This window comes from Pseudomonas sp. S5D5 (assembly GCF_003013355.1).
In the GTDB taxonomy this organism is placed as follows: domain Bacteria; phylum Pseudomonadota; class Gammaproteobacteria; order Pseudomonadales; family Pseudomonadaceae; genus Aquipseudomonas; species Aquipseudomonas aylmerensis.
This window is the reverse complement of sequence record NZ_PTEO01000001.1, coordinates 4,306,654-4,322,056: the sequence shown is the minus strand read 5'-3', so window position 1 is coordinate 4,322,056 and position 15,403 is coordinate 4,306,654. Positions and strand designations below refer to the sequence as shown.

General features: G+C 63.9%; 17 protein-coding genes and 1 riboswitch. Of the genes, 12 read left to right on the top strand and 5 right to left on the bottom strand.

All coding sequences use genetic code 11. The annotated features are described in order from the left end of the window. Positions 1-12: 12 nt before the first annotated feature. The 8 genes from C9990_RS19500 to C9990_RS19465 are packed head-to-tail and all read left to right on the top strand — an operon-like array spanning position 13 to position 7,799. The gene (locus C9990_RS19500; protein WP_106804353.1) at positions 13-1,812 is read left to right on the top strand and encodes a DUF2341 domain-containing protein; all 1,800 of its coding nucleotides are present in this window, start codon (positions 13-15) and stop codon (positions 1,810-1,812) included. A gap of 11 nt (positions 1,813-1,823) precedes the next feature. Next, positions 1,824-2,249 (top strand): biopolymer transporter ExbD, encoded by a 426-nt coding sequence (locus tag C9990_RS19495; protein WP_065905942.1) that lies wholly within the window; start codon positions 1,824-1,826, stop codon positions 2,247-2,249. Between the two features lie 3 nt (positions 2,250-2,252). Further along, the gene (locus C9990_RS19490; RefSeq protein ID WP_106804352.1) at positions 2,253-2,957 is read left to right on the top strand and encodes an energy transducer TonB; all 705 of its coding nucleotides are present in this window, start codon (positions 2,253-2,255) and stop codon (positions 2,955-2,957) included. 43 nt (positions 2,958-3,000) lie between these two features. Next, positions 3,001-4,701 (top strand): putative porin, encoded by a 1,701-nt coding sequence (locus C9990_RS19485; RefSeq protein ID WP_106804351.1) that lies wholly within the window; start codon positions 3,001-3,003, stop codon positions 4,699-4,701. Positions 4,702-4,719: 18 nt separating this feature from the next. Continuing rightward, positions 4,720-5,346 (top strand): DNA repair protein, encoded by a 627-nt coding sequence (locus C9990_RS19480; RefSeq protein WP_065905950.1) that lies wholly within the window; start codon positions 4,720-4,722, stop codon positions 5,344-5,346. Positions 5,347-5,365: 19 nt separating this feature from the next. Continuing rightward, the gene (locus C9990_RS19475) at positions 5,366-5,833 is read left to right on the top strand and encodes a YbjN domain-containing protein (protein ID WP_106804350.1); all 468 of its coding nucleotides are present in this window, start codon (positions 5,366-5,368) and stop codon (positions 5,831-5,833) included. Next, entirely contained in the window at positions 5,830-6,771 is a 942-nt protein-coding gene (locus tag C9990_RS19470) for a peptidylprolyl isomerase (protein ID WP_106804349.1), read from the top strand. Before C9990_RS19475 ends, C9990_RS19470 begins: the two co-directional genes overlap by 4 nt. A gap of 50 nt (positions 6,772-6,821) precedes the next feature. Next, positions 6,822-7,799, top strand: a complete 978-nt coding sequence (locus C9990_RS19465; protein ID WP_106804348.1) for a LysR family transcriptional regulator — start codon at positions 6,822-6,824, stop codon at positions 7,797-7,799. Positions 7,800-7,913: 114 nt separating this feature from the next. Here C9990_RS19465 and C9990_RS19460 read toward each other — a convergent pair whose 3' ends face one another. Next, positions 7,914-8,780 carry a LysR family transcriptional regulator gene (locus C9990_RS19460; RefSeq protein WP_106804347.1) on the bottom strand — a complete coding sequence of 289 codons (867 nt, stop codon included), beginning with the start codon at positions 8,778-8,780 and terminating at the stop codon, positions 7,914-7,916. A gap of 93 nt (positions 8,781-8,873) precedes the next feature. Here C9990_RS19460 and C9990_RS19455 point away from each other — a divergent pair, with 93 nt between their 5' ends. Further along, positions 8,874-9,413 (top strand): DUF4865 family protein, encoded by a 540-nt coding sequence (locus C9990_RS19455; RefSeq protein WP_106804346.1) that lies wholly within the window; start codon positions 8,874-8,876, stop codon positions 9,411-9,413. A gap of 1 nt (position 9,414) precedes the next feature. Here C9990_RS19455 and C9990_RS19450 read toward each other — a convergent pair whose 3' ends face one another. Together C9990_RS19450 and C9990_RS19445 are read right to left on the bottom strand one after the other, a co-directional pair. Then, positions 9,415-10,143, bottom strand: a complete 729-nt coding sequence (locus tag C9990_RS19450) for a CbtA family protein (protein ID WP_106804345.1) — start codon at positions 10,141-10,143, stop codon at positions 9,415-9,417. Positions 10,144-10,162: 19 nt separating this feature from the next. Next, positions 10,163-10,375 (bottom strand): CbtB-domain containing protein, encoded by a 213-nt coding sequence (locus C9990_RS19445; protein WP_106804344.1) that lies wholly within the window; start codon positions 10,373-10,375, stop codon positions 10,163-10,165. A 32-nt stretch (positions 10,376-10,407) separates the two neighbouring features. Further along, positions 10,408-10,536: riboswitch (cobalamin riboswitch) on the bottom strand. 37 nt (positions 10,537-10,573) lie between these two features. Between C9990_RS19445 and C9990_RS19440 the strand changes: the two genes are divergently transcribed. From C9990_RS19440 to C9990_RS19430, 3 genes are read left to right on the top strand one after another with little or no spacing between them, the layout of a single operon-like run. After that, the gene (locus C9990_RS19440) at positions 10,574-11,128 is read left to right on the top strand and encodes a histidine phosphatase family protein (RefSeq protein ID WP_106805687.1); all 555 of its coding nucleotides are present in this window, start codon (positions 10,574-10,576) and stop codon (positions 11,126-11,128) included. A gap of 45 nt (positions 11,129-11,173) precedes the next feature. Continuing rightward, positions 11,174-11,929 carry a precorrin-6A synthase (deacetylating) gene (gene cobF, locus C9990_RS19435; protein ID WP_106804343.1) on the top strand — a complete coding sequence of 252 codons (756 nt, stop codon included), beginning with the start codon at positions 11,174-11,176 and terminating at the stop codon, positions 11,927-11,929. An 11-nt stretch (positions 11,930-11,940) separates the two neighbouring features. Further along, the gene (locus C9990_RS19430) at positions 11,941-12,660 is read left to right on the top strand and encodes an alpha/beta hydrolase (RefSeq protein WP_106804342.1); all 720 of its coding nucleotides are present in this window, start codon (positions 11,941-11,943) and stop codon (positions 12,658-12,660) included. A 66-nt stretch (positions 12,661-12,726) separates the two neighbouring features. On the opposite strand, the gene C9990_RS19425 is transcribed toward C9990_RS19430, so the two are convergent. Further along, on the bottom strand, positions 12,727-13,281 hold the full coding sequence (locus C9990_RS19425) for a hypothetical protein (protein ID WP_106804341.1): 555 nt from the start codon (positions 13,279-13,281) through the stop codon (positions 12,727-12,729). Between the two features lie 72 nt (positions 13,282-13,353). Then, on the bottom strand, positions 13,354-15,162 hold the full coding sequence (locus C9990_RS19420; protein WP_065905969.1) for a monovalent cation:proton antiporter-2 (CPA2) family protein: 1,809 nt from the start codon (positions 15,160-15,162) through the stop codon (positions 13,354-13,356). Positions 15,163-15,403 lie beyond the last annotated feature (241 nt).

Genomic DNA, 15,403 nt, shown 5'->3' with positions numbered 1-15,403 from the left:
GAGACTTCACCCATGCAACGCCTATTTCTGAGCCTGTTGATCTGCCTGGGCTTCGCGCTCCCGGCCACCGCCCATGCCTGGTGGCAGGACGACTGGCACTACCGCAAGCAGATCTCGGTGGACACCACCGCCCAGGGCGCCGCCATCAGCCAGGCCCTGGGCCGCACCGCGCTGCTGGTGCGCCTGCACACCGGCAACTTCACCTTTGACGGGATCAAGGACGACGGCGCCGACCTGCGCTTTGTGAGTGCCGACGACAAGACCGTGTTCAATCACCAGATCGAAAGCTTCGACCCGCTGATGGGCATGGCGCTGATCTGGGTCGACGTGCCCAAGGTCGAAGGGGGTCAACGCCAGGACCTGTGGATGTACTACGGCAACCAGAAAGCCCCGGCCACCGCCAATGGGCAGCTGACGTTCGACCCCAATTACACCGCGCTCTACCACTTTGACGGTGCCAACGGCACACCGGCCCGCGACACCACCGCTTATGCCAACACGTCGGTAAACGCCACCGGCGCGAGCATCGACGGTGTGATCGGCCGCGCCCTGCAGTTCAGTGGCCAGCCATTGCTGCTGCCGGCCAGCCCGTCGCTGCAACACGCCGCCGGCGCCGCGTTCACCTTCAGCGCCTGGCTGCGCCTGGACCAGGCCAGTGGCGAGCAAGTGGTGCTGGCCCGCCGTGACGGCCCGCACAGCTTGCTGCTGGGGCTGAACCAGGGCATGCCGTTCGTGGACATCGACGGCCAGCGCGCCGTGTCGACCCAGCCGCTGAACCCTGGCCAATGGCAACACCTGGCATTCACCGCCGAGGGCGACAAGCTCAGCTTATATGTGAACGGCCGCGAAACCGCGACCCTGGCCGTGGCGATGCCGGCCTTCAACTCGCAACTGGCGATCGGTGCCGATTTGCCGGAGGCGGCCAGCACGCACCTGCCGTTCGCCGGCGCCATCGATGAGCTGCGCCTGTCCAAGGTGGCGCGTCCGGCTGCGCTGTTGCTGGCCGATGCGAGTGCCCAGGGTGCCGAGTCGAAACTGGTGGCCTACGGGGTGGATGAAGAACAGTCAGGCTTCGGTTTCGGCAGCCTGGGTTTCCTGCTCAACGCCGTGCCGGTGGACGCCTGGGTGATCATCCTGGTGCTGGTGGCGATGATGGTGCAGTCGTGGGTGATCATGCTGCGCAAGAACCGCCAGGTCAGCCGGGTCAGCAGTGCCAACGAAATTTTCCGCGAGCACTTCGCACAGATCGGCACGCGCCTGGAGATGTACGCCGACGACGCACAATTGGGTGAGCGCCTCAGCCATTCCTCGCTGTGGCGCCTGTACCTGGTGGCGGTCAAGGAGATCCGCACTCGCCGCGCGCAGGGGGCCGACACCTCGTCGGTCTCGGCGGCGACGATCGAGGCGATTCGCTGCTCCATGGACGGCGTGCGCACCCGCGAAAACCAGCAACTGAGTGCCAAGCTCTCGACCCTCTCCAACGCCATCGCCGGCGGGCCGTATATCGGCCTGCTCGGCACGGTGCTGGGGATCATGGTGGTGTTCCTCGGCACGGCCATGGCCGGTGACGTGAACATCAACGCTATCGCCCCAGGCATGGCGGCGGCCTTGCTGGCCACGGCCATGGGGCTGTTCGTCGCGATCCCTGCGCTGTTTGGCTACAACCGCCTGATCACGCGCAACAAGGAAGTCAGCGCCGACATGCGCGTGTTTGTCGACGAGTTCATCACGCGCCTGGCCGAGATGCACGGCGAAAGCCAGCACAGTGAAGCGGCGCACCGCCGCGAACACCACGCATCGGTTCCGGCCTGAGGAGAATCGCCATGGCTTCCGTAAATGCCTCCCACGACGATGACGATGATGCCGCCGTCGACAGCATCAACATCACGCCCCTGGTGGACGTGCTGATGGTGGTGCTGGTGATGTTTATCCTCACCGCCACCGCCCAGGTCTCGGGCATCCAGATCCACCTGCCCAAGGCCAGCGCCTCGGTGTCGCTGTCGGAGGCCAAGACCAAGGCGATTTCCGTGAATGACGGCGGCCAGGTGTTCCTCGACGCCTACCCGGTGACCCTCGGTGAGCTGGAAGAGCGCCTGCGCATCGAAAAAGCACTGAATCCGGACTTCCCGGTGATCGTGCGCGGCGATGCGCTGGTGCAGTACCAGAAGGTTATCGAAGTGCTCGACCTGTTGCGCCGGCTGGAGTTGTCCCAGGTCGGGCTGGTCACCGGCAAACCGAGCCAGGGCTGAGCCATGACTGCACAGATCCCGATTGCGCCGTTGCCGGTAAAGAAGAAGCCGCCCCTGCGCCCGTTGAAGTGGGGCGCCGGGTTGTTGCTGGGCGCCGTGGCTGCCTGGTTTCTGTGGCAGTGGGCCAATGACATGAGTGGCGTACGCCGCGAAGCACCGAAGGTGCCGACGATTATCCCGCTGCCGCCACCACCGCCGCCACCGCCGGAAAAGCCCAAGGAGCCCGAGCCCAAGGTCGAGGAAAAAGTCCCGGAGCCGGTGCCCAGCCCGGAACCCGAAGAGGTCAAGCCGGCCGAGGAAGCGCCACCGTCACCCAACGAAGACCTGGCCAACCCGATGCAGATCGATGGCGACGCGCAGTCCGGCACTGATGGTTTCAACATCGGTGCCGGCAAGGGCGGCGGCATGGCCGGCAGCGGTGGCGGCGGGCTGGGCACCGGCACGTACAAACAGTACCTGGCCGGCACCTACCAGCGCTTGATGCGCGAAGACCCGGCGCTGCGCAAGAAGGCCTTCTCGATACAGATAGACCTGTGGCTGGGCGCCGATGGACAGGTCACCAAGGCGCTGGTGGCCAAGTCCAGCGGCGATGCCGAGACCGACGCGCAGATGCTCGCCTTGATCCAGGCACCGCGTGCCACCCAGAAACCGCCGGCGTCGTTGACGCTGCCCCTGCGCCTGTCCCTCAAGGGCCGGCGTCCGGATTGATCGACACCTTTTATCTACGGATTTTTACAGGAGTTGCGTACACATGATTTCCCCCGTGAATCGACTGACCCTGGCGGTCGGCATGGTCATCGCGACCCTGGTCGGCCAGGCGGCGGCAGCCCCGGTCGCCCCCTCGGAAAACGTCACTATCAACCTGATCCGCCTGCTGGTGCAACAAGGCGTGCTGACCCAGGACACCGCCAATGGGCTGATCGCCCAGGCCGAAAAGGAAGCGCAGCAGGCCCGTCAGGCAAATGCCGCGCCGGTGGTGGCCGCCGGCCCCGCGGCAGCACCGGGTGATGTGCGGGTGCAGTACGTGCCGCAGGCGGTAAAAGATCAGATTCGTGACCAGGTCAAGGCCGAGGTCATGGCCACCGCCAAGCAGGAAAACTGGGCCCAGCCCAATACGTTCCCGGACTGGGTCTCGCGTATCACCTTTGACGGCGACATACGCCTGCGCGATGAATCGCGGTATTTCTCGGGCAACAACAGCAATGAAATCGTCGACTACGCCAAGCTCAATGACAGCGGCCCGTACGACACCAACAAAGACACCAACACCAAGTTGCCGCCGCTGCTCAACACCACCAAGGACCGCGAAAACCTGTTCCGCCTGCGCGCCCGCCTGGGCATGAAGGCGGTGATTTCGCCGGAATGGACTGCCGGTATCCGCATCGGCACCGGCTCCGACAACAACCCGGTGTCCACCACGCAGACCCTCGGCGGTGGCTTCGGCAAGAAGGACATCTGGCTGGACCAGGGCTACCTAAGCTGGAAGGCCAGCCAAGACGTGACCCTCACGGCCGGGCGCTTCGCCAACCCGTTCTATTCCACCGACATGATGTATTCGGGCGACCTCAACTTCGACGGTATCGCCGCCAATTTCAACCATGCCCTGAACAGCGAATGGGGGCTGTTCGGCACCCTCGGCGCGTTCCCGGTGGAGTACACCTCCGACTCGGCCAGCAGCAACGGCTTCGACAAGGAAGACAGCGAAACCAAATGGCTGTTTGGCGGGCAGATCGGCGCCAACTGGAAGCTCAACCGCGGCAACAGCCTCAAGGGTGCGGTGGCGTACTACCACTTCGACGACATCGAAGGTAAACGCTCCGGCGCCTGCGAACCCTGGGCCGGGCAGCCGGCCTGTGACAGCGACGGCTCGCGCCTGGCCTTCATGCAAAAGGGCAACAGCGTGTTCCTGCTGCGCGATATCACCCCCAACCCGGCCACGCCCGGCCTGACCCCGCAACCGCAGTTTGTCGGCCTGGCGTCCAAGTTCGACGTGCTCGACCTCAACCTGGCGTGGGATGCCGAGTTGCCCAGCGACTTCAAGCTGCGCACCCAGGGCAACTTCATCCACAACCTGGCCTACGACAAGGGCGAGATGCTCAAGCGCAGCGAAGGCGAGATCGTCAACAACATCAACAGCAAGGGCCAGTTCGAAAGCGGTGGCAACGCGCTGATGGTGCAGATGACCCTCGGCAGCGCGCTGGAGATGCGCAAGCGCGGCGACTGGAACGTGCTGGCTGGCTACAAGTACATCCAGCCCGACGCCTTGCCTGACGGTTTCAACGATTCCTCGTTCCACTTGGGCGGCACCAATGCCAAGGGCTATTTCATCGGCGGCAACTACGGCATCGACAAGAACATCTACGCCAGTGCGCGTTGGTTGAGCGCGTCCGAAGTGTATGGCGCGCCGTTCGAAGTCGATGTGATGCAACTGGAACTCAACACGCGCTTTTGATGCGCAGGGAGATGCCACATGAACACGCGAATCTGCGGGCTGTTGTTGCTGCTGGTGGCCAGCGGCGCCTGCGCCGAAGGCATGGAGGAACGCCTGCGTACGCAACTGCGCAGCACCACCCAGCAATTGCAGGCGCTGCAAAGCGAGCAGGCCCAGGCCAGTGCGGCGCGTGTCGCCGCTGAGGCCCAGGCCAAGCAGGCCCAGGCGCAAATCAAGCAACTGACGGCCGAGCTGGAAAAGGCCCGTGGCACGGCCGAGCAACTGGCCGGCCAGCAACAGAATCTGCACAGCCAGGCGCAAGCCCAGGTCGCGGCCAGCCATGAGCAGATCGGCAAGTTCAAGAAGGCCTATGAGGAACTGCTGGTCCTGGCCAAAGGCAAGGAAGCCGAGCGCGCCCGCTTGCAGGCACAGTTGAGCGAACGTGACACACAAGTGCAGCAATGTTCAGTCAAGAATCAACAGATGTATGGCGTGGCGCAGCAACTGCTCACGGCCTACGAAAAGATTGACGTGGCTGAGGTGATGAGTATTCGCCAGCCCTTCGCCAGCAGCGCGCGGGTCAAGTTCGAGGAACTGGCCCAGGGCTTTGGCGACGATCTCTACAAGAGCCGTTTCGATGCGCCCCAGGCGGGCGTCAACCATTGATCACAAGGAAGAACCGCACATGAACGAATTGATCACCAGCGTCACCACCCAGAGCTTCACCGAGTTGTTGCAGGAAGCCGGCTACCGGGTCAACCAGAGCGAACAGAACGGCATCGTGCAACTGCTCAGCGCCAGCCAGGGCATCGGCTTTGCCGTGCGCTTCGGCAACCCGGCGGCGGAGCAGGGCGGCTACGTGGACTTCACCTACAGCTGCGCACTGCGCGTGCAGGGCGAGTTGCCCGAAGGCCTGGCCCAGGTGTGGAATGCCTCGCGGCGCTTTGCGCGGTTGTCGCTGCAGGGCGAATTCTTGCTGATGGAAATGGACGTGGTGGTGGCCGGCGTCGGCGCCTCGCACCTGCGCAGCCAGCTGGAGTTGTGGGACCGCTTGCTGCAGGAATTCATCGTCTACCTGCGTGAATACAGCCAGCAGGCCGCGCAGTTGCAGGCCCAGGCTGCGGCGGTCGGCGAAGAGGCGCCCGTCCTGTGAAGAAGCCAACCCTGATGGTCGGCGCCGGCGCGTTGGCGGTGCTGGTGGTGGCCGTGGCGCTGTGCCTGCGTCCGGGCAGCGACCCGGTGGCCGCCCAGCAACCGGCACCGCTGCTCGATCCGGCGCCGGCCGGGCCCGCGGTGGCGCGCCTGGGCAATCAGCAGATCGACCTGGTCGAACTCAAGAGCGTGCTGGCGAGCCTGCCAGCCGAGTCTCGCGAGCAACTGCGTGGCAACCGTGGCGCGTTGGAAACCTGGATTCGCTCACGGCTGGCGCAAAAGGCCGTGCTCGAACAGGCCGACGCCCAGGGCTGGCGCCAGCGCCCGCAGGTGGAGCAGCAGACCCGCGCCGCCACCGAGCAGATCGTGTTCCGCGACTACATGCTCTCGGTCAGCCAGGTGCCGGCGGACTACCCCAGCGCGGCTGAATTGCAGCAGGCCTACGACAGCGGCAAGGCGCAATGGGTGACGCCGCCGCTGTATCGGGTGAGCCAGATTTTCCTCGCGGTGAATGACCCGCAAAACCTCGACACGGTGCGCCGCCAAGCCCAGGAACTGAGCCGCCGGGCACAGGCCGCGCCGGGGGATTTCGCCGCCCTGGCCAACCAGTTTTCCCAGGACCCCGAGACTGCTGCGCGTGGCGGTGATTCGGGCCAGCAGCCATTGCAGCAACTGGTGCCCGAGGTGCGCGGCGCGGTGTCGCGGCTCAAGGTCGGCGCGGTATCGGACGCGGTGCAGAGTGCGGCGGGCTTTCATGTGCTCAAGCTCACCAGCCAACAGCCGGCGCGCACCGCCAGCCTCGACGAACTGCGCGAACGCCTGACCCACGCCCTGCGTGCCCAACGTCAGGAACAGATCGCCAAGGCCTACCTGGAAGGCATGCTCAACACCGCGACCTTGAGTATCGACGGTGCCGAGTTGAACAAAGTGCTGGAGTAACCCGCGACCACCCGCATTGGATGCACCGACCGACAGACAGGGAGTCTCACATGGCATTACTGGAACCGTCCGGCCAACAAGGGCCTTCAACCTATCGCGCGCCATCCGAGTCACGTGGCGCCTGGCTGGCCCTGGCCGCCGAGATCGATCCGGAGGTGGCGCGCTACTTCCTGGTCAGTGCGCGCTGCGGCTGTTTCATGCAGGCCGCGCGCAGCTTGAATATCAAGGCGACGCTGCTGCGCAAGCGCCTGGCGCAACTGGAGGAGCACCTGCGCCATGCGTTGTTCAGTTATCAGGGCAACGGCCTGGTGCTCAGCCGCGACGGCTTGCAGTTGCAGGCCCAGTTGGTAGCCCTGGCCCATGAGCGGCGCCTGCCGGTGCTGGAACAGCCGCTGATTCGCCTGGCGGTGGCCGAGCCGATCCTGCACGACATCCTCGGCCGTGACCTGATTGCCTTGCTGCGCCGCAACGCCAGCGTGCGCCTGGAGATCATCTCCCTCGACAGCCAATTGTCCCTGCAAGCGGTGGACGTCGATGTGGTGGTGTGGCTCTCCGACACCGACGGCCCGGTGCCCGGCCCGAGCTTCGCCACCGAACCGCCACGGGCCCTGGCCCGCCTGGAATATTTGCCGCATATCGCCAAGCGCTATTCGCGCCTGACCACGCGCCCGGACAGCGTCGACGACCTGAATGACTACATGCTGGTGCAATGGCAACCCGATGCACAGGTCGACGCCCTGCAGCCGTGGAACCAAGTGGTGGAGCAACGCCTGGCGGCGGTGGTGCAGGTGCAGGCTTATTCGCTGATGCTGGAGATGATCCGCTGCGGCGCCTGCATCGGTTTGCTGCCGCACTACATGAGCAGTTTCGACCGTGGGCTGGTGGCACTGCCGGGGTTGCTGGCCGACAGCATGCAACGCCAGGTGTGGCTGGCGGTGAATGCGCAGGTGCAGCATGCGCAGGCGGTGCAGATGATTGTCGAGTTGATCGTCAGCACGTTTGAAGGGCGGCGGGAGTGGTTTGGCTGAGTGCCTATCCGTTGTCCGGGTAGCGGCTGCTGGCGGTCGCGCTCTCAGAGTGGGTGTGCCTGATGGATCGAGGTGCCTGCATCGCAGGCAAGCCAGCGCCCACAGAAAGGCTGATCAGCGTTGCAACACACCACGAAAGGTCGCACTCAGGGCCCGCAAGGTTTCCCGCGAACGCGTGTCGCTGATGCGGCTATGGAGCACCACCTCACTCACGGCCAGGGCCGGCAAGCCGTATTGCTCGCTCACCTCCACCGCTCCGGCCGGGGCCACGCGGTGGGCGAGGGCAGCGACGCCCAATCCGGCGGTGACTGCCGCGCCCACGGCCATCACCCCGCCGCCAACAAATACCTCGGTCCAGTCGATACACGCCGCATCCAGCGCGCGCGTCGCCAGGTGCCGCACGCCGCAGGGCGCGGCCATGGTTGCCATGCGCAGCGGCGTGCCGGGGCGGTGTTGCCAGGTGGGCGCGGCGAACCAGCCAAAGCGTTCCACCGCCAATACTTCGCCGTCCTGGCGCTCGCCCTCATTGCGCACGATCACCGCGTCCAGCTCATTGCGGTCGAAGGCGGCCACCAGGTCGCGGGAGGACGCGATACGTACTTCAAGGATCACCAAAGGGTCGTAGGCGGCCAGGCGGCTGAGCCAAGTCGGCAGGTCGGGGCCGGCCACATGGTCGCTGATGCCGATCACCAGGCGCCGGGGCGCTTGGCTGCCCATATCGCCCAGTGCGCGTTCGTGGGCATTGAGCAGGGCGCGCGCGGCGACGATAAAGTGCTCGCCCTGCGGTGACAGCCGCACATGGCGCGGCGTGCGCTCCAGCAAGCGATAGCCCAGGCGTTCTTCCAGGCGCTTGAGCTTGAGGCTGATAGCGGCCTGGGAGGTGTCGAGGGCTGCGGCGGCGCGGGTGAAACTGGCGAAGTCGGCGACCAGCACAAAGGCCTGCACGGTGTCGATATCCAGCGGTTTTGGCGCGTCAGTCATATCCAATCCTTATCGCACATATATCGGCTGATATCTTGTTGAAATCATCGGCGCTGCGCAAGCTGAACCCTCAACTTGCACGGGAGCTTCTTCATGTTTGCCAAACAGTATTCACACCGCTTGCCTGCCGACTACGACATGGCCGTGATCCGCCGCCGCGCCGCGCAATTGGGGCCGTTGTGGGATCACGCCGAGGGGTTGCTGTTCAAGGCGTTTATCGCCCAGGAGCACGCAGGCAATGTGTATGCCTCGGTGTATTTATGGTCCGACCCGCTGCAGGCCGCCGATTTTCTGCTCGGAGAGCGCTTTCAGAAGGTGCTCGACAGCTTCGGCCGGCCGTATATCGAGAGCTGGTTGCCGCTGGATGTGCAACGTGGGCCGGCGCAGACCGCGCTGAGTCTGTACCGCGAGGAATGGGCGTTGGAACCGGGGGCGGACAGGGCGGCGATCCTGGCCGAGGAGAAAAGTCGTAACCAGCAGTTGGCGGATAGCGGCGACACCTTTGCGGTGTTCCTCGCGCTGGATGTGCAGGCCTGGCGGCTGGTGCGGATCACCTTGTCGGCCAAGGCGCTGCAGGCGGACCATCCCGGGACGGGCTACCAGGTGTTTTACCTGGCCCATCCCGGGATTTGACTCAGGAGTTGAATCGGGCTTTTGGCTGGCTGAGCTTGCGCTCGGCCACCGCTCCGAACACCAGGCCCAGGGTGGTCCACAGCACCAACTGGATGCCCAACGAGGCCACGCGGAATTTCCACAGCAGCACGGCCGAGAATTGCTCCGGCACTTCGTTGATCACCGGGAACAGGCTGCCGGCCACTGCGACGATCACGATGTACAGCGCCACGCCGAGGATCGCGCCGCTCCACACGCCACGGCGGGCAATCAGCTTGCGCGCGGCGTTGATCGCGATCACGGCCGCCACCACCGACACCAGCAGCATCAGGAAGAACAGCTTGGTGCGCTGGGCAATGGTCTGCGGGTCCCCCACCGAAGGCGGGTTGGCCGGGTATTTGAGCCCGGGCACCAGGATAAGCGTCACAAAGGCCGCCAATGCCAGCAGCGCCGCCAGGCCGCGCGGGCCGACCTTGCCGATGCGGCCCAGGGTGTAGGCGAACACCAGGGCGAAGAGGCCACCCAGGGACACGCTGTAGACCACCACGCCGGTGAACAGGCCGAAGGTACTTTGCACCTCGCGGCTCACCAGTTCTTCTTCCGGCGCATCGCCGTGCATCTGTGCCATCTGGTCTTCAAAGGCGATGGCCTTGTCGATCTGCGGCTCGCCGAAGGCCTTGGCGAAACCGAAGGCCAACACGCCGGCGAGCAGGCCCACCAGCATCCCGCGTACGAGTAATTGCCCTGTCATGGTGTGTCTCCCTTATGAATTAATGGCAGGGGAAACCCAGCAGGTGGCGACCGTCGTGCACAAACTCGTGCACGTACATGCCCTTGAACACCGCAGTGGCGCCTTGCTCGGCACCGACGAAGTAAATCGCCAGCATCAGCAGCAGGCCGCCGAAGATCGCCCAGGGCAGGATTTCGCCCAGCGGGATCGTCGGCACATAAACATCAGGATGGGTTGCAGCAATATTAGCCATGAGAACCTCCAGGGATGACGCGTCCCGAAATGGATAGCGAAGGGGCTGAAACAGGGTCTGGCTTACGGCTACTGGGCCGAATACAGTGGCGCGACCGCGCCGGAATCGAACCGGCTTCCTCTTTCATGTTCGTTGTAACATGTTGAAACAACTTTGCCAGTCTACGCTGACTGCGCGCTGAAACAGAGTGAAATTGTGATGCAGGCCACCCGTCTGACCCTTATCTGCCATGCCATCACGCCGCTGCAAAAGCAGGGGCGCTTTCCCGATGACGAATCGGTGGCGATGGACTGGCAAGCTGCCGCGTCATCGCTGGCCGGGCGCTACCCGAAAAACCTGCGCCTGCTCTGCGCCCCCGAGGCTCGCGCCCGGCAGACGGCGGGTTTGTTCGGCAGCGCGCCGGTGATTGAAGAAGCCCTGCGCGATGGCAACTTCGGCGATTGGAAGGGCCAGGCCATCAGCCAGTTGGATCATGGCCAGTTGCAGGACTGGATGACCAACAGTGCCAGTGCGCCCCACGGCGGCGAGTCGGTCGAGCAGATTTGCGCACGCGTGGCACAGTGGATGAAAACCCTCGAAACACAGCCCGGGCACGTAGTGGCTATCACCCATCCCTTTGTCATCCGCGCCGCGATGCTGTACGTGTTGCAGTTGCCCGTCGCGATGTTCTACCGGATCGACGTCGAGCCACTCTGCGCCACCGAACTGCGCTTCAACACTGTCTGGCGCCTGCGCCTGGAAACTCACGCCTAGCCGCATGAACATGGCAAAATCCACGCCCCGCACTGAGAGCAACCCATGAAACGCATCCTGATCATCGGCATTGGCGCCGGCAACCCTGACTACATCACGATGCAGGCCGTGAAAGCGCTGAACCGCACCGACGTGTTTTTCCTGATGGACAAGGGCCAGAGCAAGGACAAGCTGATCGACCTGCGCCGCGAGATCTGCGAGACCTACATCACCGAGCCCGACTACCGCTTCGTCGAGGCCGACTGCCCCGAGCGTGTGCGCGGGGATATCGACTACACCACGGCCGTGCAGGACCTCAACCGCGACAAGCAGGCGACGTTCGAACGCATGATCAATGAGGAAATGACTGACGGTGAAGTCGGCGCTTTCCTGGCCTGGGGAGACCCGGCGCTGTACGACAGCACCATTCGTATCCTGCAGGCGATCCTCGCCAGTGGCCGCTGCCACTTTGAGTTTGAAGTCATCCCCGGCATCACCAGCGTGCAAGCCCTGGCGGCCCAGCACAAGGTGGCGCTGAACCGCATCGGCAAGTCCGTCGAAATCACCACCGGGCGCCGTTTGGCCGCAGGGCAGGCGAGTGATGCCGATACCCTGGTGGTAATGCTCGATGCCGAAGATTCCTACCGCAGCGTGGCGGATCAAGGCCTGGATATTTATTGGGGCGCCTACCTGGGCACGCCGGATGAAATCCTGATCAGCGGCAAGGTCAGCGAAGTGGCTGAAGAAATTGAACGGGTGCGCAAGGCGGCGCGCCTGGAGAATGGTTGGATCATGGACACTTATTTGTTGCGCAAACCCTGAGGTAACGTCCCATGCTCAAACTGTTTGCCCTGGCGCTGGCCCTGGTGGCCGGTGCCGCCCAGGCCGATACCAGCCTGCATACCGATTTGCCGCTGTCGTACCTGGAACAGACCCAGGGCGATGCGCGCAACCAGCCACTGGTGATTTTCCTGCACGGGTTCGGCAGCAACGAGGAGGACCTGTTCGGCATCAAGGACGCGCTGCCCTCCACTTGGACCTACCTGTCGGCCCGTGCGCCGATGCCGGTCGACCCGCATGGTTTTCGCTGGTTTACCAAGACCCCGGGCGACGGCGAGTACAACGGCGAAACTGCTGATTTGCAGCGCAGCGCCACACTGCTCGAAGACTTCGTGACCCAGGCCACCGCCAAATACCACACCCAGAGTGACCGGGTGTTCCTGGTCGGTTTCAGCCAGGGTGCGATCATGTCCTACGAGGTGGGCTTGCGTAAGCCTGCGTTGGTGCGTGGGATTGCGGCGTTGAGTGGCAGCGTGTTGCCGGTGCTCAAGGCCGAGCTGAAGCCGGATGAGCGCCTGAAACAGCTGGCGATCTTTATCGGCCACGGCACCCTGGACCAGGCGCTGCCGTATACGTCGGCGACGCGCGCGAATGAGGTGCTGACGGGGTTGGGGCTGACGCCGGAGTTTCATGGCTATCCGGGCATGCCGCATACCATCAGCGAGGCGGAGGTGCAGGACCTGAAGGCTTGGCTGGAAAAAAGCCTGAACTGACGTTGGCTAAGTGTGGGAGCTGGCTGGCCAGCTCGCACATTTGTTGGTGGCGTCAGGAAGATCGGCTCACTTGCCGCCGGTGATCTGCTTCACCAACTCCGCATGCCCCTTCACATCATCGGCCCGCGAGATGGCCTGGATCACCAGCAAATGGTTGCCCGAACCGCCGAGGAAAGTGGAGTTCAAGGTCTTGCCGCCGCCCTGGGTGGCGGTGCTGTCCACCTGGCGCAACCCCAGGCCCTTGAACGAGAGTTTCTTCTCGCTGAGTTTCTTGAAGTCGGGGAGTGCAGCGGTCTGGTCCTTGACGAAGCCGGCCACGGCGCCGTCGAGGAACTGCGTGTCGTTGTCCTGGATGGTAACCCCGTCGTTACGCACGGTTTCGGCGACGATCACCACGCTTTTCGTGGTCTGGTTGGCGTACATCGTGCCTTGGGTGTCGGCGGTGCCATCTTCGGCCTTGCCGGCCGGCAGGGTGTCGGCGACGTAGGCCTTGGGCAGGCTGAAAGTGAACTTACCGCCCAGTGTGGAGAGGGTTTGCGTGGCAGGCTTGGCAGCAGCGAAGGCGCTGCCGGCGGTAAGCGCAAGGGCCAGCAGGACGGCGGTCTTGGTGAAAGTGGCCATGAAGCGCTCCAGGGATGAACGAAATTGCGGCATATTCTGTCAGAAATTTCGCAATATCGTTCATCCGAAGCCTTACACCTTGTCGGACTCCTCCTCGAGCCGATCCATCTCAAACAGTCGTGCCAGTTCTGCACGGGCTTCCTGGGCGGTCTGCATGACCTTGGCCGCATCGTCGTACACCGCGTGTTGGGCGGCGAGGACTTGCAAGTCGTGGTTTTTGAAACGGGTGATGCGCGCATCGGCCTGGGCCTGGCTCAAGCCCAGGCCCACCAGGGTACGGCGGCTCATTTCCAGGCTGGAGTAGAAGGTCTCGCGCACCGGCGAGGCATCCAGGTCCACCAGGCGGTGCACGTGCTGGCGGTTACGCGCGCGGGCGATGATCTTCATGTGCGGGTAGAGGCTGCGCACCAGCTCGGCGGTCTTGATGTTGATCTCCGGGTCGTCCATGGCGATCACGAAGAATTCCGCCTGGTCGACCTTGGCGGCATGCAGGATTTCCGGGCGTTGCGGGTCGCCATAGAACACCGGCATGCCGCCGAAACTGCGGGTCAGCTCGATGGTTTCCACCGAAGTGTCGAGGGCGATGAACGAGATGTTCTGCGCACGCAGGATCCGCGCCACGATCTGCCCCATGCGGCCCATGCCGGCGATCACCACGCGCGGTGCATCGCTTTCGATGGTGCGGTATTCCTCGGGCACTTCCACCGGCTTGACCTTGGGCTTGAACAGCTTCGGGCACACCAACAGCAGAAGTGGCGTCACGGCCATGGACAGGGTAATGGTCAGCACCAGGATGTCGTACAGGTGCGGTTCGAACAGGCCCTGGTCGCGACCGATCTTGAACACCACGAAGGCGAATTCCCCGCCTGCCGCCAGCACCACGCCCAGGCGCAGCGCGCTTTCGCGGTTGAGATCACCGACCATGCGGCCAACGGCGTAGAGCAGCGGCAGCTTCAGGCCGATCAGCAGCAGCGTCAAGCCGATCACCACCAGCGGCGAGCTGAGCAACAGGCTGAGATTGGCGCCCATGCCCACGCTGATGAAAAACAGCCCGAGCAGCAGGCCCTTGAACGGCTCGATCTGGGATTCGAGTTCGTGACGGTACTCCGAGTCCGCCAGCAGCAGGCCGGCGAGGAAGGCGCCGAGGGCCATGGACACGCCCACCAGTTCCATCAACCAGGCGGTGCCGATCACCACCAGCAACGCGGTGGCGGTGGAGACTTCACGCAGGCCGGTCTTGGCGACGATGCGAAACACCGGCCGCAACAGGTAGCGGCCGCCGATGATCACCACGGCGATGCTGCCGAGGATCTGCAGCACGTGTTGCAGGCCCTGGGCCTCGGTGGTCGGATGATCGCTGCCGGCCAGCAGCGGCACCATGGCGATCAGCGGGATTGCGGCAATGTCCTGGAACAACAGGATGGCAAACGCCAGGCGCCCGTGGGGCTGGTTCAGCTCCTTGCGCTCGGCCAGGCTCTGCAGGCCAAACGCGGTGGACGACAGCGCGAGGCCCAGGCCCAGCACGATCGCGCTGTTCCAGGGCTGGCCAAACAGCCACAACGCCACGGCCCCCATCACCAGGCCGGTCAACAGCACCTGGGCCAGGCCAACCCCGAACACCGCCTTGCGCATCACCCACAAACGCTTGGGCGACAATTCCAGGCCAATGATAAACAGCAGCAGTACCACGCCCAGCTCCGAGAACTGCGCCACGCTTTGCGGATTGCCGACCAAACCCAGCACGGAGGGGCCGATGATCACACCGGCAAACAGATAGCCCAGGACCGCACCCAGTTGCAGGCGTTTGGCCAGGGGCACGGTCAGCACGGCGGCGAGCAGGAACACCACGGCTGCTTGTAACAGGTTGCCTTCATGGGGCATTGCGAACTCCAGGATCTTCAAAACCAGTCAACAGGCGGGTATTAGAGCGCTTTTTACATTTCGATAATTGTGTTTTTGCAGCGAGCTACCGTGCATGGGGCGCCATTTCTATTGCGTAAGCACTATTCCGCCGCCACGCAGGAAGGATGTACAAACAATTTCCCGAGGTTGGCGGGTGGCAGCTCATCCGGTTTATCTACTAGTTTTCAGGCTCTTGAGTTTATATTCCTTGGATGGCATA

What these genes read in the sequence shown, in the direction of transcription:
- C9990_RS19500 (WP_106804353.1), top strand. Translation starts at nt 13, where the DNA reads ATGCAACGCCTATTTCTGAGCCTGTTGATCTGCCTGGGCTTCGCGCTC.
- C9990_RS19495 (WP_065905942.1), top strand. Translation starts at nt 1,824, where the DNA reads ATGGCTTCCGTAAATGCCTCCCACGACGATGACGATGATGCCGCCGTC.
- C9990_RS19490 (WP_106804352.1), top strand. Translation starts at nt 2,253, where the DNA reads ATGACTGCACAGATCCCGATTGCGCCGTTGCCGGTAAAGAAGAAGCCG.
- C9990_RS19485 (WP_106804351.1), top strand. Translation starts at nt 3,001, where the DNA reads ATGATTTCCCCCGTGAATCGACTGACCCTGGCGGTCGGCATGGTCATC.
- C9990_RS19480 (WP_065905950.1), top strand. Translation starts at nt 4,720, where the DNA reads ATGAACACGCGAATCTGCGGGCTGTTGTTGCTGCTGGTGGCCAGCGGC.
- C9990_RS19475 (WP_106804350.1), top strand. Translation starts at nt 5,366, where the DNA reads ATGAACGAATTGATCACCAGCGTCACCACCCAGAGCTTCACCGAGTTG.
- C9990_RS19465 (WP_106804348.1), top strand. Translation starts at nt 6,822, where the DNA reads ATGGCATTACTGGAACCGTCCGGCCAACAAGGGCCTTCAACCTATCGC.
- C9990_RS19460 (WP_106804347.1), bottom strand. Translation starts at nt 8,780, where the DNA reads ATGACTGACGCGCCAAAACCGCTGGATATCGACACCGTGCAGGCCTTT.
- C9990_RS19455 (WP_106804346.1), top strand. Translation starts at nt 8,874, where the DNA reads ATGTTTGCCAAACAGTATTCACACCGCTTGCCTGCCGACTACGACATG.
- C9990_RS19450 (WP_106804345.1), bottom strand. Translation starts at nt 10,143, where the DNA reads ATGACAGGGCAATTACTCGTACGCGGGATGCTGGTGGGCCTGCTCGCC.
- C9990_RS19445 (WP_106804344.1), bottom strand. Translation starts at nt 10,375, where the DNA reads ATGGCTAATATTGCTGCAACCCATCCTGATGTTTATGTGCCGACGATC.
- C9990_RS19440 (WP_106805687.1), top strand. Translation starts at nt 10,574, where the DNA reads ATGCAGGCCACCCGTCTGACCCTTATCTGCCATGCCATCACGCCGCTG.
- cobF (WP_106804343.1), top strand. Translation starts at nt 11,174, where the DNA reads ATGAAACGCATCCTGATCATCGGCATTGGCGCCGGCAACCCTGACTAC.
- C9990_RS19430 (WP_106804342.1), top strand. Translation starts at nt 11,941, where the DNA reads ATGCTCAAACTGTTTGCCCTGGCGCTGGCCCTGGTGGCCGGTGCCGCC.
- C9990_RS19425 (WP_106804341.1), bottom strand. Translation starts at nt 13,281, where the DNA reads ATGGCCACTTTCACCAAGACCGCCGTCCTGCTGGCCCTTGCGCTTACC.
- C9990_RS19420 (WP_065905969.1), bottom strand. Translation starts at nt 15,162, where the DNA reads ATGCCCCATGAAGGCAACCTGTTACAAGCAGCCGTGGTGTTCCTGCTC.